At 58.6% G+C, this 13,971-nt stretch carries 13 protein-coding genes; 8 read left to right on the top strand and 5 right to left on the bottom strand.

Annotated elements, in window-relative coordinates:
- The first annotated feature begins 40 nt into the window (after positions 1-40).
- The 8 genes from ASC96_RS04060 to ASC96_RS04025 all read left to right on the top strand — a co-directional run bounded on the left by ASC96_RS04060 (position 41) and on the right by ASC96_RS04025 (position 9,907).
- Positions 41-1,054 carry an HAD family hydrolase gene (locus tag ASC96_RS04060; protein ID WP_060501649.1) on the top strand — a complete coding sequence of 338 codons (1,014 nt, stop codon included), beginning with the start codon at positions 41-43 and terminating at the stop codon, positions 1,052-1,054.
- Positions 1,055-1,082: 28 nt separating this feature from the next.
- The gene (locus ASC96_RS04055) at positions 1,083-1,829 is read left to right on the top strand and encodes a hypothetical protein (RefSeq protein ID WP_060501815.1); all 747 of its coding nucleotides are present in this window, start codon (positions 1,083-1,085) and stop codon (positions 1,827-1,829) included.
- A gap of 92 nt (positions 1,830-1,921) precedes the next feature.
- Complete coding sequence (locus tag ASC96_RS04050; protein WP_244481866.1) at positions 1,922-4,159, top strand: tetratricopeptide repeat protein; 2,238 nt, start codon at positions 1,922-1,924, stop codon at positions 4,157-4,159.
- Entirely contained in the window at positions 4,156-5,463 is a 1,308-nt protein-coding gene (locus ASC96_RS04045; protein WP_060501646.1) for an alpha/beta hydrolase, read from the top strand. The genes ASC96_RS04050 and ASC96_RS04045 overlap by 4 nt, the downstream gene beginning before the upstream one ends.
- 46 nt (positions 5,464-5,509) lie before the next feature.
- Positions 5,510-6,301: a hypothetical protein gene (locus ASC96_RS04040; RefSeq protein WP_156397353.1), complete on the top strand. Its 792-nt coding sequence runs from the start codon at positions 5,510-5,512 to the stop codon at positions 6,299-6,301.
- Between the two features lie 69 nt (positions 6,302-6,370).
- Positions 6,371-7,138 carry a transporter gene (locus ASC96_RS04035; RefSeq protein WP_244481864.1) on the top strand — a complete coding sequence of 256 codons (768 nt, stop codon included), beginning with the start codon at positions 6,371-6,373 and terminating at the stop codon, positions 7,136-7,138.
- A 140-nt stretch (positions 7,139-7,278) separates the two neighbouring features.
- Positions 7,279-8,733: a DUF1254 domain-containing protein gene (locus ASC96_RS04030; RefSeq protein WP_060501642.1), complete on the top strand. Its 1,455-nt coding sequence runs from the start codon at positions 7,279-7,281 to the stop codon at positions 8,731-8,733.
- A 682-nt stretch (positions 8,734-9,415) separates the two neighbouring features.
- Positions 9,416-9,907 carry a hypothetical protein gene (locus ASC96_RS04025; protein WP_060501640.1) on the top strand — a complete coding sequence of 164 codons (492 nt, stop codon included), beginning with the start codon at positions 9,416-9,418 and terminating at the stop codon, positions 9,905-9,907.
- 2 nt (positions 9,908-9,909) lie between these two features.
- Here ASC96_RS04025 and ASC96_RS04020 read toward each other — a convergent pair whose 3' ends face one another.
- The 5 genes from ASC96_RS04020 to ASC96_RS04000 are packed head-to-tail and all read right to left on the bottom strand — an operon-like array spanning position 9,910 to position 13,845.
- Positions 9,910-11,127, bottom strand: a complete 1,218-nt coding sequence (locus ASC96_RS04020; RefSeq protein ID WP_060501638.1) for a GTP cyclohydrolase II — start codon at positions 11,125-11,127, stop codon at positions 9,910-9,912.
- On the bottom strand, positions 11,124-11,711 hold the full coding sequence (locus ASC96_RS04015; protein WP_060501636.1) for a CDP-alcohol phosphatidyltransferase family protein: 588 nt from the start codon (positions 11,709-11,711) through the stop codon (positions 11,124-11,126). Before ASC96_RS04015 ends, ASC96_RS04020 begins: the two co-directional genes overlap by 4 nt.
- On the bottom strand, positions 11,708-11,962 hold the full coding sequence (locus ASC96_RS04010) for a Rieske (2Fe-2S) protein (protein WP_060501634.1): 255 nt from the start codon (positions 11,960-11,962) through the stop codon (positions 11,708-11,710). The genes ASC96_RS04015 and ASC96_RS04010 overlap by 4 nt, the downstream gene beginning before the upstream one ends.
- A 3-nt stretch (positions 11,963-11,965) precedes the next feature.
- Entirely contained in the window at positions 11,966-13,180 is a 1,215-nt protein-coding gene (locus ASC96_RS04005; RefSeq protein ID WP_060501632.1) for an iron-containing redox enzyme family protein, read from the bottom strand.
- On the bottom strand, positions 13,177-13,845 hold the full coding sequence (locus ASC96_RS04000; protein WP_060501630.1) for a dihydrofolate reductase family protein: 669 nt from the start codon (positions 13,843-13,845) through the stop codon (positions 13,177-13,179). The genes ASC96_RS04005 and ASC96_RS04000 overlap by 4 nt, the downstream gene beginning before the upstream one ends.
- Positions 13,846-13,971: the final 126 nt, after the last annotated feature.

The following is a 13,971-nucleotide window of genomic DNA, read 5'->3' as shown; positions in this document are numbered from 1 at the left end:
GCTTCCACGCGCTGTGCAAACCCTTAGCCGGAGGCCTGCCATGATTTCGATGTTCAATCCAGTGAAGGCAAACCGAGAAGCAATGCTGGCACTTCTTGCCTGCCTGGTTTTTGCAGTGCCCGCATTCGCTCAGACAGATCCGCTCCCATCGTGGAACGACACCGCTTCGAAGACGGCTATTGTCGCTTTCGTCGAGAAGGTGACCAAGGAGAACACGCCCGACTTCGTACCCGAACTAGAGCGTATCGCCGTCTTCGATAATGACGGCACCCTTTGGGCCGAGCATCCGATGTATGTGCAGCTCGCCTTCGCGCTCGACCGTGTCAAGACAATGGCCCCGGAGCACCCGGAATGGAAAGACACGCAACCCTTCAAGGCCGTCCTCGACAATGACATGAAGGCGCTGGCTGCTGCAGGCGAAAAGGGACTGATCGAGCTGATCATGGCGACCCATTCGGCAATGACAAGCGATGAGTTTGCGAAGATCGCCAACGACTGGATCGCCAGCGCCCGTGATCCGAAGTTCAAGAAACCCTATACCGAACTCGTTTACCAGCCGATGCTCGAACTCCTGGCCTATCTACGCGCCAACGGCTTCAAGACATTCATCGTCTCCGGCGGCGGCGTCGAGTTCATGCGGCCCTGGGCCGAGAAGGTCTATGGCATCCCGCCGGAACAGGTCATCGGCTCGTCGATCAAGACACAGTTCGTGATGCGGGACGACGTCCCTACCTTGTTGCGACTGCCCGAAGTCAACTTCATCGATGACAAGGTGGGTAAGCCTGTGGGGATCAACCAGCACATCGGTCGTCGCCCGATCGCCGCCTTCGGCAACTCGGACGGCGACCTGGAGATGCTTCAGTGGACGACAATGGGGGGCACCATGCCGCGCTTCGGTCTGATCGTGCACCACACGGATGCCGAACGCGAATACGCATACGATCGCGACACACCGTTCGGCAAGCTCGACAAGGCGCTCGACGTTGCCGCAGACAACGGCTGGACCGTGGTCGACATGAAGGCTGACTGGAAGCAGATTTTTCCTGGCAAATGAATGAATGCCCAACGGCAAGGAAATCACGATGACCAACGCACGCATTGGATTGATGACATTGGCTCTCGGCGTCGCGGTAGTGGCCACTGGAGCGCTTGCTCAAGATGTCACTAAGAAACCGCACGTTCCGCTGGAAAAGACGATCGGCGCTGTAAAACAGACCGGTCCGGTTCCTTCGCTTGCCGTCATCAACGCGGCGGGCGCGAAGATCGAAGGCGACAAGCTGATTCTGACCGGGGTGGCAGCAAGCTCGATCGTCTTCGCGGATCGACCTGTGCGGGCGGCGGGCCACGTCTCTACCGAGCAGTTCATCATGCAGTGGGACGAGGGCAAAGACAGCTTCGCCGTCGACCCACCGAACGCCACTGTGTCCGTGCTCGGCGGCGATGGATCGGACGTTAACGATGCCGTCGTCACGCTGAAGTCGCCGAAGCTCGAAGGAACCACACTCACCTTCGACATCGCGGTTCTGGAAGGAAGTCTTGCCGGATCGTCGGGGCCGGCCGCGCTCTTTATCGATAACTTCCGAGGGGGCGGCTTCGGTGGTGGTGGCTTTGGCGGCGGTGGTTTTCACGGTGGCTATGCGCGCGTCGGCGACGTCAGTGTCGCCCATGTCGGAGGAGGTTATTATCACGCGCCAGCCTATCACGGGGCTTGGTACGGCGCGCCTGTAGCGGCAGGCGTGGCGGCGGGTGCCGTAATCGGAGCGGCGGCTGCGAATTCGTACTACGACCAGCCGCAGTGCGGATACTATCCCCTTCCGCCGTGCTACTGATGTGGATGCGAGGTACGCATAGCAGGAGCGCCTGATTGCGAGTGCATCTCTCTCCAATAGCAATGGTTTGGGCCGCCCTGCTGATCTGGGCTATGCTCGCGCTCGCACCTGCGACCGCCGCAGCCGAAGGTGTGAAGTCCGACGTTCCCGACCCACAGATCACCACCCACCCTGGCTACGTCGATGAGAAAATCTGTTCTTCGTGCCACGCCGGTCAGACGGTGGCGTTCGCGACATCCCATCATGCGCAAGCGATGGCCGTTGCCAGCGACACCACGGTGCGGGGCGATTTCAATAACGCCAGCTTCGAGGGACACGGCGTGGAGGCGACGTTCTTCCGCAAGAATCGACAGTTCTTCGTCCGCACCGAAGGAGCGGATGGCACGCAGGCAGACTTCGAGGTCAAATATACCTTCGCCTACGAGCCGCTGCAACAATACCTGATCGATCTCGGCGCCGGCAAACTGCAGGTGCTCGACATCGCCTGGGATACGAAAAAGCACGCGTGGTTCTGGCTTGGTGCGGGATCGGCAGCAAAACCCGGATCGACGTTTCACTGGACAGGTCCCTTCTACCGGTGGAACCGCACCTGCATCGCCTGCCATTCCACCGATCCGCAGACCAATTTCCGGCCGCAGACGAACACGTATGAATCGTCGTATGTCGCGACAAGCATCGGGTGCCAGTCCTGTCACGGCGGCGGCGCAAAACATGTCGAATGGGCGACACCGCAAGCCCAGGCATCCGCAAAGACGTCCCTACCACGAGCGGGATTGTCAGAAGTCGGCATGGATACCTGTCTTGCCTGTCACTCGCGGCGGACACGGCTCGTCGGCGACTACCAGCCGGGAGGGGCGTTCCTCGACAACTTCTCCCCAGCGATGCTGCGCGGCGACCTCTACTTCCCCGACGGCCAGATCCTTGACGAGGTCTTCGAGTACGGTTCGTTCCAGCAGAGCAAGATGGCGCGCGCGGGCGTGACTTGTTTCGACTGCCATCGCCCGCACGAAGGCAGTGTCAAGGTTGTCGGAAACGCGCTCTGCACCCAATGTCACATGCCGGAGAAGCAAGAGCGCTTCACAGCAAACGATCCGAGCGGGCAATTTGACACGCCCGCGCACACCCATCATCCGGAGGGTTCGAGCGGCGCTCTCTGCGCAAACTGCCATATGCCTGAACGAGCCTATATGAAGGTCGATCCCCGCCGCGACCACTCCTTCGTCATTCCCCGTCCGGACCTTTCAGACCAATATGGAACGCCGAATGCCTGCACCTCGTGTCACGACGGCAAAACCAATGTCTGGGCTTCGCAGAACCTCGACACATGGTTTGGAACTAGCTGGCGCGACCGTTCAACGATTGCCCATGCGTTCGGCGGCGCGGCTAATGGCGACGCCACATCGTTGGAGGCTTTGCGTGCGCTTATCAAAGACGGGAAACAGTCAGGGATCGTCAGAGGGAGCGCGGTCACCGAGTTGAGCAGGATCGCTGGAGCGGATGTCGCTGCAGACGTGAAGGCAGCCACCCAGAGCGAGGATCCGCTCGTTCGGTTGGGAGCGGCAGAGGCCGCTGTAAATCTGCCGTCCGAGGTCCGGCTCGACGCTGTCGGCATACTCCTGGGCGACGAGACGCGCGCGGTTCGGGTGGCCGCAGCCAAGGCGCTTGGAAGAACGCAGTCGCTCGACTTCCTCGGCGATCAGCGCGGCGACTTCGAACGGGCGGTGGCGAACTTGAAGGCGTATGTCGACGCCAATGCGGACGTGGCCGAAATCCAGAGCACCCACGGCACCTTCCTTCTGGAACAGGGAAAGCCTGAGGAAGCGGAGAAGGCGCTCCGGCAAGCAATCGTCCTTGACCCTACCCTGCCCGGCGCGCGCATCAACCTTGCCGAACTCTATCGCGCCATCGGCGACGGTGGAAAATCAGAACAAAGCTACGCTGAGGCCGTCGCCGCCATCCCCGACCGGGCGGACCTACGCTTTGGCCATGGTTTGTCTCTCGTTCGCCAGAAGGCAATGGACGCGGCAATAGGCGAGTTGGAAGCGGCCATGCGACTAGACCCCACCAACACGCGATACCGGATGACGGCCGCCGTCGCGCTGGACTCGGTCGGAAAAACGGAACAAGCGTTTGCGTTGTTCGATCCTGCGCAGGCAGCCGCTGCAACCGACGCCAGCTCGCTCGGCGCAGCCATTCAAATGGGTCTGAAACTTCGGCGCTATCCGGAGACGCTGATCTTTGCAACCGCGCTGGCTGGTCTGCAGCCAGATAACCAACAGGTCGCAGAACTCGTGCGGCAACTGCAAGCCGCAAGTCAGGACAGCAAATGAGCGACCGGAAAATCCCCATTGGCAACACCCAATCACGAGTGGCGCGAGGCTTCATAGTTTGCGCCACACTGATCTTCGTCACAGCCTGCGGCGGTCATCCGAAGAACGTACTGACGCCAGTCGCGGACACGGTTCCCACGAGCAACCGTGTTACGATGCTTGTCGCGACGACGCGCGGTCGGTCTCAGGATGCCGGGGAAATGTTCACAGGGGAAAGAGCCCGCGCTCCTGCGTTTGTGGATATGACGGTGTCGATCCCGGCTGAACGCAAGGTGGGGGACGTCGCATGGCCCAAAAAGCTGCCTTCCAATCCGGCGACCGACTTTGCCACCCTGAATGCAGAGCCACTCACGAAGGATGCCGCCAAGTCGTGGTTGAACGCCACTGTCATGAAGAGCCCCGACCGCAGCGTCCTCGTCTTCATTCATGGGTTCAACAATCGTTTCGAAGATTCGGTCTATCGCTTTGCGCAGATCGTACACGACTCGGGGGTGAAGAGCGCACCCGTCCTGGTGACGTGGCCGTCGCGCGGCAGCCTGCTTGCTTATGGATACGACCGGGAAAGCACCAATTACACCCGCAATACGCTTGAGGCGATCTTCCAATATCTCGCCGCGGATCCCGAGGTGAAAGAAGTCTCCATCCTCGCCCATTCGATGGGCAATTGGCTTGCACTCGAAGGCCTTCGGCAGATGGCGATCCGCAACGGCGGTCTGCCCGCGAAATTCAAAAACGTCATGCTTGCAGCCCCAGATGTCGACGTTGACGTTTTCCGCTCGCAGATCGAGGACATGGGCGAACGTCGACCGCGGTTCACCCTGTTCGTATCTGCCGACGACCGGGCGCTGGCCTTCTCCCGTCGAATCTGGGGTGACATCCCTCGGCTCGGATCGATCGATCCAGAGCTGACGCCCTACAAGGAAGAGATGGTGACGAACAAGATTACCGTCATCGACCTAACAAAGGTGAAGGCCGGCGATGGGCTCCATCACAGCAAGTTTGCCGAATCTCCCCAGGTCGTCCAGCTCATCGGTGCGCGCATCTCGGAAGGTCAGTCGCTGACCGACAGCCGAATGGGCCTCGGTGACCATTTGATCGCTGGGACCACGGGAGTTGCCGCGGCTGCCGGCAGTGCGGCGGGCCTCATCCTCGCCGCCCCGGTGGCCGTCATCGATCCGCATACGCGCGATCACTTAGGCCATCATCTAGGCAACCTGACCGGGACAAAACAAGCAACGAATCGAACATGTGGTATGAACGGCACGGCGCTTGCAACGGCGCCGTGCCGTGAGCCGCGGCAATAAGGGGGCGGTCGGGCGTCGGCGCCCGCGAAACGAAAAGGAGCAGGCAATGACAAACTACAGGACACTCGCGCTCTCCGTGGCAGTCGGGGCGATCGTGTGTGGCGGCGCTCATGCGGCGGACGTCTCTCCCCTGTTGACACAGGAGCCTCAGACGGCCGTGACCGAGACTGGCTGGGAATTCAATGTTGCGCCGTACTTCTGGATGGCGGGGCTCTCCGGCGATACCTCGCAGTTCGGTCTACCCACAGTTCACATGGACTCCGATTTCGGTGACATCCTGAGCAACCTCGATTTCGCGTTCATGGCCGCAGGAGAAGTGCGAAATGGCAGCTTCAGTGTCATCGGCGATGTCATCTACACGAAGCTATCCGCCAATGGCGAAACGCCTTTCGGGGTCTTGGCAGACGATGTCGATGTGACGACATCGAGTTTTTCCGGTCTACTTGGTTTGGGTTACGCCGTCCTGGACGGTCCCGAAGGGCACCTCGACGTAGTCGGCGGCGTGAAGGTCTGGTCAGTCGATACGACGCTTTCGTTCAACGGCGGCATTCTCGGAGGCATCGAGCGCGAGGACAGCGCAACATGGGTGGACGGGATGGTCGGGCTGCGAGGAAAATATTCGCTTACGCCGGAAATCTACCTGACGGGCTGGGGTCTGATCGGCGCGGGCGGGGCCGACCTCGACTGGGATGTCGCGCTAGGCCTGGGATATGACTTTAATGACCGGATATCGGCGATCGCCGGATACCGCGCCCTTGGCGTCGACTATAGCGATGACGGATTCCTCTTCGACGCCGTGCAGCAGGGTCCGATCCTCGGCGTCTCGATAAAGTTCTAGCGCCTTCGCACAAACCTTGGGGGTTCGACCATGACACTATCCGTATCCAGGAAAGTCTTCGGCTTACTGATGCTGCTTGGAATCGCAAGTCCGCTGAAAGCGCAGGAGTCCAGTTCCGACCTGGCAAAGAAGCTGTCGAACCCGATCGCGTCGCTGATCAGCGTGCCGTTCCAGTTCAACTACGACCACGGCTACGGGCCGCTCGACGGCGACAAGACGACGCTCAACATTCAACCGGTCATCCCAATCTCTTTAAACGAGAACTGGAACCTTATCTCTCGCACGATCCTGCCTGTGACCTGGCAAGACGACATCGCAGGCCCATCCGGAACGCAGTTCGGTCTCGGCGACACCGTCCAAAGCTTCTTCCTGTCTCCGGCAAAACCGACCGACAGCGGCATCATCTGGGGTGCGGGTCCGGTGTTCCTGATCCCCACCGCGACGGACGATCTGCTCGGCGGGGAAAAGTGGGGAGCAGGCCCGACGATCGTCGCCCTCAAACAGGACGGCCCCTGGACGGTCGGCGTGCTTGCAAACCACATTTGGTCCTTCGCGGGCAGCGACGAGCGGAATGACATCAGCAGCACTTTCATGCAGCCGTTCGTATCCTACACCACCCCGGACGCCTGGACGTTCGCGCTGAACACGGAATCCACCTACGACTGGAAGGCGAATGAATGGTCGGTGCCTATCAATCTGACCGTCTCCAAGCTGGTGAAGGTGAACGAACAGCCGATCAGCCTGACGGCCGGGCTTCGATACTGGGCGGCAGCTCCGGACAACGGTCCCGAAGGGCTTGGCGTCCGGCTCGGTCTGACGTTCCTGTTTCCGAAGTAGGCGCAAAGAACCGTGAAGAGACATCTACGGCACATACTCATAACCGGAACTCGATCGGCGCAGTTCGATCGATGTCCGCAGACGCATACCCTTCTCGTGCTACCTATGCATCACACGCTGCGAACCGAAAGGAAGTTCAAATGCTGACGAAACGCGATCTGCTTCGCTCTGTTGCGATGGTGGCACTTGTCGCCACGACGGCAAAGGCCGACCCGCTCTCCCCTCTGGTCATTGAGCAAAACAATACCGAATGGCCGAGCCTGTTGGAGGCCAAGGACATCGCCGAAGAAGGCTTCATCTACGGCCTGCCGCTCGTGATGTATTATGCGGTCATGCAAGAGTTCGCCGTTGACAGGAACTCAGGGCAGTTCAAGGCACCGTTCAACGAAGTCGAAAACCAGCACCATGTCGCCACCCCGGCGGATACGGCAATCATCACCCCGAACAGCGACACCCCTTACTCGTTCATCTGGATGGATCTGCGCGCTGAGCCGATAGTTATCTCGGTGCCGGCGGTCGAAAAGGACCGCTACTACTCGGTTCAGTTGATCGACGGAAACACCTACAATTTCGGCTATATTGGAGCACGCGCCACGGGCAACGAGCCGGGCGACTATCTGGTGGTTGGTCCCGATTGGAAAGGGGAAACGCCCACCGGGATCAAGCAGGTCTTCCAATCGACGACACCATTTCCGCTCGCGATTTTCCGCACACAACTCTTTAACCCCGGCGACATGCCGAACGTCGAAAAAGTTCAGGCCGGCTACAAGGGGCAGATGCTTTCTGCGTACCTCAAACAAGCCGCTCCGTCTGCTGCGCCCTCGATCGAGTTCCTTCCTGCCACCACTGCCGGGATCAAGGACAACTTCTTCCAGTACCTCGACGCAGCCCTGCAATTCGTCCCCGAGACGGCAAGGGACAAGGAAATTCGCGCGAAACTTGCCAAGCTTGGCATCGGTCCTGGCAAGACCTTCGCGTTCAAGGATCTGTCGTTCGAGCACAAAGCCGAAATCCTGATGGCCATGAAGCAAGGCAACAGCAAAGTCGACAAATGGCTGGCCGGCGGAAACAAGGACATTAACGGCTGGAATGTCGGTTCGTTCTTTGGCGACGAGGCCTTCTACAACGGCGATTGGGTGATGCGGGCCGGATCTGCCAAAGGCGGTCTCCTTGGCAACGACTCCATAGAAGCCATGTACCCCTATACCCGAACAGACTCGACCGGTCAGCCGCTCGACGGCAGCAAGCACAAGTACACCATCACCTTCGCTCCCGGCCAGTTGCCGCCAGTGAACGCGTTTTGGTCCGTTACGATGTATGACGGCAAGAGCCAGTTTCTGGTCAAGAACCCGATCGATCGCTACCTCATCAACTCTCCGATGTTACCGGCGATGAAAAAGAACGCGGATGGCTCGCTGACGCTGTACATCCAGAAAGACAGTCCCGGTGCGGACAAGGAAGCAAACTGGCTTCCAGCCCCAGATGACAAAATCTATCTCGTAATGCGCCTCTATTGGCCGAAGCCCACGCAGCCTTCGATCTTGCCGGCGGGCGAAGGAACATGGCAGCCGCCCGGTGTGAAACGGATCTCATAGGAGGCGAAGGATTTCCCTCTTTTACGCAAGGTTGCCGCGATGCGTCGCTTCTCCAGCAGGGGAAGAACACAACTTTCGGCTACCTTGCGTAGGAATGAACGTTGGTCGATTGCCCTGATAAGAGGCCTCGTCTTCCGGCTATCCTCCCGTCGTTGCGCGTCAGCCTCGATTCTACAGCGGTAGGAGATCAGGGGCAGTTCTTCGAGGTCGCCGGTTGCCCGGTCGACAGATTGTCGGTCCCAGGGAGCGCCGTCGGTCTGCGGAAGACGTCGGCTTTGCCAGCGACTGCTTGAATGGATTCTGTTGTCATGTCTAAAGATTCCTGCTTTCAGCCCCGGTTGGATTGGCCAGGGTCTTTAGGCGACGCGGCGACTGGCGAAGCAGACCGACTGTTTCCAGAAACTCTGGCGAGGGGTGTGGACGACTGAAATGAAGGCGCGAAGCAGAAATAATTTCCGCTCTCGCCTACCGGCGATTACGGGGCCGGGAGTAGCTGTCAGCTTTAACTCCTGAATAAGGCGGTAGTGGACATCGCCGAAGCCGACTTCATAGGTGAAATGTTAGAAAATGGCTTCGAGGACCGGGTTAATATCCAGCCGCTATCCACGTCACCTCTGCAGGCCCCATGGAAGGAACAATTGACTAGCCTAAAAGTTTTGAAAGCACATTTGGGAGGATAACCATGCGCGTCCACCACATTGCCATTCTGCTTCTGCTGCCTCTTGCATATACTTCGGAAGCCTTCCCGCGCGAGTTCTTTACCGATCTCTCTGGTAAATGGGCTGGATCGGGCCAGGCATATCTAAAAAGACTAGGAGACGTGACGGCTGGATGCTCGGTCTCGGTCAGCGGCTCGTCCAAGAATGCGGCAATGAATGGAAGTTGCCGATTCCTGCTGTTCCGTCAATCTCTCGGCCTGACGTTGGTGAAGGTTGCCAATAACCGCGTGACAGGAACGTATACTGGTGCCAGGACCGGACCCGCCCAGTTAAGTGGAACTATGCGCGGCGATAAACTCATTCTCAATGTCACTTGGGGTGCTCCAGTTAACGGAGATCGTGTCGCTCAGATGGTGATCACGCGGACGGGCGAGGACAGCTTCGAGCAAACGGTCATCGACAAGGTCGAGGGCAAGATCCGGACAACCTCACGGTTTTCGTTCAAACGGAAATAGCCTCAGTCTTCTGTCTCAGTGAAATAGCCGGCCGCTTTTTTGGCAGATATCTCTACTGCCGCTCCAGATCCGATCAGACGGGTGGGAAGCTCCACCTGCTTCACTATATCGATCCCTGCACAAACGACGGCATCTCGCTTCTCGTTGCTCATTGACAACCAGGTGTCGATCCGCGTGACGCCCAGCCAATGCAGCACGTCGACGGCAAGTTCCTGATATCGCATGTCGCGCACTCCCGCCACTTCCTCCGTCCGCGAAAAATAGTCGTCGGCTCTGTCACCTGATCGGGCGTTGCGCCGCGCATTGTAGACCAGATATTTGACGACCTCGCCCAACGCGCGCCCTTCCTTGCGATTATAGGCGATGATGCCTAACCCCTCCTGCTGCGCAGTGCGAACGCATTCCTCCGCGGCAAAACCGAGATACGATCGACACGTGCACATGTCCGATCCGAAGACATCGGACCCGTTGCATTCGTCATGGACGCGGCATGCGATCTTGGCATCCGCTTTTCCAAGCAACGAAGGGTCACCAAACAGATAGACGCTTGTCCCGCCAATGGGCGGGAGAAATGCCTTGAATTCAGGCCGAGCAACCAGATCAGGATACATCCCTCCACTGGCATCAACCAATGCACGTCGTAGGGCGGTTTCCGGCATGTTGAGGCGGTCGGCGATGCCAGGCAGCCACCACACAGGCTCGATAGCTATCTTCGTTACCCGAACCCCTCCGAGGCTATCGACAATGCGCCCATCCGCCGCAAGTCTTCCAGCCCGCAGAGCATCGGCGATCTCTGGCATTATCAGCCGGCCGTCAGTCACCGCGATCGTCGGCTGGACCTTGCGTCCGGATGCGATTTCAGCGGCAAAATCGCCGGCAACCCGGTGCCCCCAAGGATCAAGTGTGACGATCTTGCCGGGATCGGACCATTGGGGGAACGGCCCGATGGGTACGAATGGCGTCGTATTGCCAAAGTCTGGAGCGTGAGACGCAGACAACGCTCCCGATGCCGTCGCGATGGCCCTGTAGGCGGAAAACGCCCCGGCATGAACTCCAATGGCGTTTCGTCCTGGCTGTGAGCCCGCAAGGATCGGGCCCCGTTCTTGAGGCGACGCTGCGTTCCAGTTGAGGTCGATCGGCGGAAACAGTCGTTCAGCCGCATGCGCCTTTGTTTCGTGCCTTGCCGAGATGGTGTTGGCAATGGGACTGTGATTTCTCATGGCGCGCTGACCGTTGCAAATATGTGGGGCGCGTCGAGATTCGTTCCTCCACGCAGAATGAAGGCAATTTGCTCTATCCTGCTGATGCCAACGACGGCTGCGGCCAGTCCGATCATGTCTTCCCAACCGGTCAGATAAAGAACTGGCCACAAAGCGAAAAGGAGAAGCGCCCCTGCCTTGGCTGACCAGAAATGGAACATCATCAGCTTGCCGGTGAGAAACCAGGAGGCGATGAGATACAAGAGCGGGCCGCCGAACAGAACTGCCAACGCTATCGAATGGCGTAAAGCGATCTCAGGAAAGGAGAGGAACAGGAAAAGCAGGATGGCGACGGAAAAAATGTTGTCGACAATGGCGTCGAGGCGAGCGCCGTATTCCGATGCTCGTCCAGACCGCCGCGCCAGCCACCCATCCATCAGGTCGGTCAGCGATGCGGCCAGATAAAGCAAGATGGCGAAACCGAGGTAGCGGTAACTTTCCAGCAGAAGGATCGGCACGATCAACAGGCCACGACTGACCGTCACGACATTGGCGAGCTTCAACGACCCTTCTTCCAGGACGATCTGGCTGTAAGGAACACTCATGACCGGTCCACGCAAAGTCTCAACGTGGTATCGCGTGCAATCAGCCGCTCGATCGAGTAGGCGTTATGATGCATCGGGCAGACGATCTGCTCCTTTTCGTTGATGTAGCCGAACTTCAAAGGGCCGCCGCGATGGGGGCACGTGTTGGGAACGAGGTAGAGTTGGTCACGATGCGAAAGCAGAAAGTACTCAACACCGCTCCTGACAATGGGTGGAAGGTCCTGGCCGATCCAGCTTGTGTTCTCGCCCATCTTTCAAACCTCGCGCGCAACGCTTGAAAGAGGAAAACGCTTGAACGCGGCTGGGTCGGTGATGATGCCGATCCCACCGATCTGAAGCGCTCGTCGCGCTATGACGGCTTCGGTTGGTACCGTGCAGCCGCCCGTCGCGGTCAGGTCGGCGCGCATTCCGAACTCTGCTACTCCGTCGCGCAACGCTTCTTCAAATGCCGTCGTTACATCAAGCATGTGTTGTCCGGAGCGCTCGAATGCCATCCGCGTCAATTCTGCTCCCACAACGATTTCTGTTCCGACCTCTGGCCCGAATTTCGAGACCAAGGGGGTAACAACTTCATCCGCCACCATTGCCGAATGATGAATGTCGATATGGGCATGTTCCCCGAAGTAGTGAGCATCGACACCGGGATGAAAACGCTTCAAGTATCGAAAGTGCTCCTCCGTCGATCGCTGGTAGCTCGCTTCTGCGTAGAGCAGGAAACCAATCTGAAGAAAAAGATTGCGGGGGCTCTGGAACATGAAATGGATGACATTGTGCAGCTCCAATGTCGGCGTATCGAACAGCGCCCAATAGGTGTTGTATTCCTCGCTCAGATCGAAGCCACGCATTGTCGATCTAAAAAGCACGCTGTGCTTCTTGCCGTGGGTGCCGTATCCGAACTCATCGATGAGAATTCGAAACAGAGCAGATTGAGGCTCGCCGTATTCGCCGATCACGCCGAGTGCGGAGGCGGACGCCTCCGCCAGCAGATCAACCGACGATTGGATGAGGAAATTACGATAATGGTGCGTGCGCGACTGCGATTGCTCCAGAAATGCCAGGAATGCACTCGGCAGACTTTCCTTAAGTGCCGGTACCAGATTGCTCACATAAGCGGCGCAGTCCTGCCCAGCCGCGATCTTACGTGCGCTTTCGACCAATGGGACGATTAGAAAATCTTCAAGATCAGCTCGCATGACATCGACACGCGAAATCTCCCGCGGGTCGTAGTGGCGGTGCAGGCGCGCCACAATTGACTCGCTCGGCGCGGCGCTCGGCAGAAGAACATAGCGGCCCTGATAGCTTCGCATCAACGTCTGATGTTGAACATATTTTTGAAGCTCCGCGTTATCACTCGTCACGAGCGAAGCTGCGTCCGTCCTCACGTCGTAGACCAAAGGAGGGGCTGCGCCTGCGCGCGCCGAAAGACGTTCTCCAATATCCGACAGCATCTGGCGCGAAATTACGTTCATGCTCTCACCGTCATCGGCTCGTAGATCGTCACGGCCACACCACTCTTGCTAAAGCAGTCGACGAGCCGCCATCTGGTCAAGTCGAACGCACCTCCCGGTTCATAGGGGTACATATAGCTCGGAGCCTGCATTGATCCAGTGATCACCGGGATATGTTTTATGATGATACGGTTCACCAACCCAACCTGATGCAAGCTGTGGAGCAGACGGCTACCGCCTTCGACAATCATGCTCTTTACGCCACGATCCTCAAGAATACTCATGAGCGCCGCCAGATCGACGAAGTGCTCGCCGCACGCGAGCACTTCGACATTGGGTTTAGCCGCCAAGGCGGCCACGTCGGCCGGCTCCGCCATGCGGGAAACGGCAACGATCGTCGGCAATCCGTCGTTGAGAAGCTTAGCATCCAGAGGCACCTTGCCTCTTGACGATGGGATGACGCGCAAGGGATTTGGACCGGGTGCATGGCGCACGGTCAGTTCGGGATCATCCGCGACGACGGTTCCGGAGCCGACCATGATTGCATCATTCGATGCCCTCTGCGCGTGGAACCAGCTACGCAGGTCGTCGCCGTAAAAATCGAACAGATCTTTGCTGGATGCCTTTGGCCCTAAAGACAGTTTCCCGTCGATCGTCAGTTCGGACAGGGTCGTAATCTTGATCATGCAGTTTCCACTCGATACGCTTTAGAGGTGGAGCGGGGTCGTCGACATTCAAGCGGTCCAGATGCGCATTCTGCGCTGAGCATCCGCGGTGCTGTGTTTCAACGCCTCACCTTTGCCCCGGATTCC

This window comes from Rhizobium sp. Root1204 (assembly GCF_001424965.1).
In the GTDB taxonomy this organism is placed as follows: domain Bacteria; phylum Pseudomonadota; class Alphaproteobacteria; order Rhizobiales; family Rhizobiaceae; genus Pararhizobium.
This window is presented reverse-complemented; position numbering and strand designations above follow the sequence as displayed.

Coding starts and splice junctions, on each gene's coding strand:
- ASC96_RS04045 (WP_060501646.1), top strand. CDS start 4,156: ATGAGCGACCGGAAAATCCCCATTGGCAACACCCAATCACGAGTGGCG.
- ASC96_RS04030 (WP_060501642.1), top strand. CDS start 7,279: ATGCTGACGAAACGCGATCTGCTTCGCTCTGTTGCGATGGTGGCACTT.
- ASC96_RS04050 (WP_244481866.1), top strand. CDS start 1,922: ATGCTCGCGCTCGCACCTGCGACCGCCGCAGCCGAAGGTGTGAAGTCC.
- ASC96_RS04035 (WP_244481864.1), top strand. CDS start 6,371: ATGCTGCTTGGAATCGCAAGTCCGCTGAAAGCGCAGGAGTCCAGTTCC.
- ASC96_RS04000 (WP_060501630.1), bottom strand. CDS start 13,845: ATGATCAAGATTACGACCCTGTCCGAACTGACGATCGACGGGAAACTG.
- ASC96_RS04055 (WP_060501815.1), top strand. CDS start 1,083: ATGACCAACGCACGCATTGGATTGATGACATTGGCTCTCGGCGTCGCG.
- ASC96_RS04025 (WP_060501640.1), top strand. CDS start 9,416: ATGCGCGTCCACCACATTGCCATTCTGCTTCTGCTGCCTCTTGCATAT.
- ASC96_RS04015 (WP_060501636.1), bottom strand. CDS start 11,711: ATGAGTGTTCCTTACAGCCAGATCGTCCTGGAAGAAGGGTCGTTGAAG.
- ASC96_RS04010 (WP_060501634.1), bottom strand. CDS start 11,962: ATGGGCGAGAACACAAGCTGGATCGGCCAGGACCTTCCACCCATTGTC.
- ASC96_RS04060 (WP_060501649.1), top strand. CDS start 41: ATGATTTCGATGTTCAATCCAGTGAAGGCAAACCGAGAAGCAATGCTG.
- ASC96_RS04040 (WP_156397353.1), top strand. CDS start 5,510: ATGACAAACTACAGGACACTCGCGCTCTCCGTGGCAGTCGGGGCGATC.
- ASC96_RS04020 (WP_060501638.1), bottom strand. CDS start 11,127: ATGAGAAATCACAGTCCCATTGCCAACACCATCTCGGCAAGGCACGAA.
- ASC96_RS04005 (WP_060501632.1), bottom strand. CDS start 13,180: ATGAACGTAATTTCGCGCCAGATGCTGTCGGATATTGGAGAACGTCTT.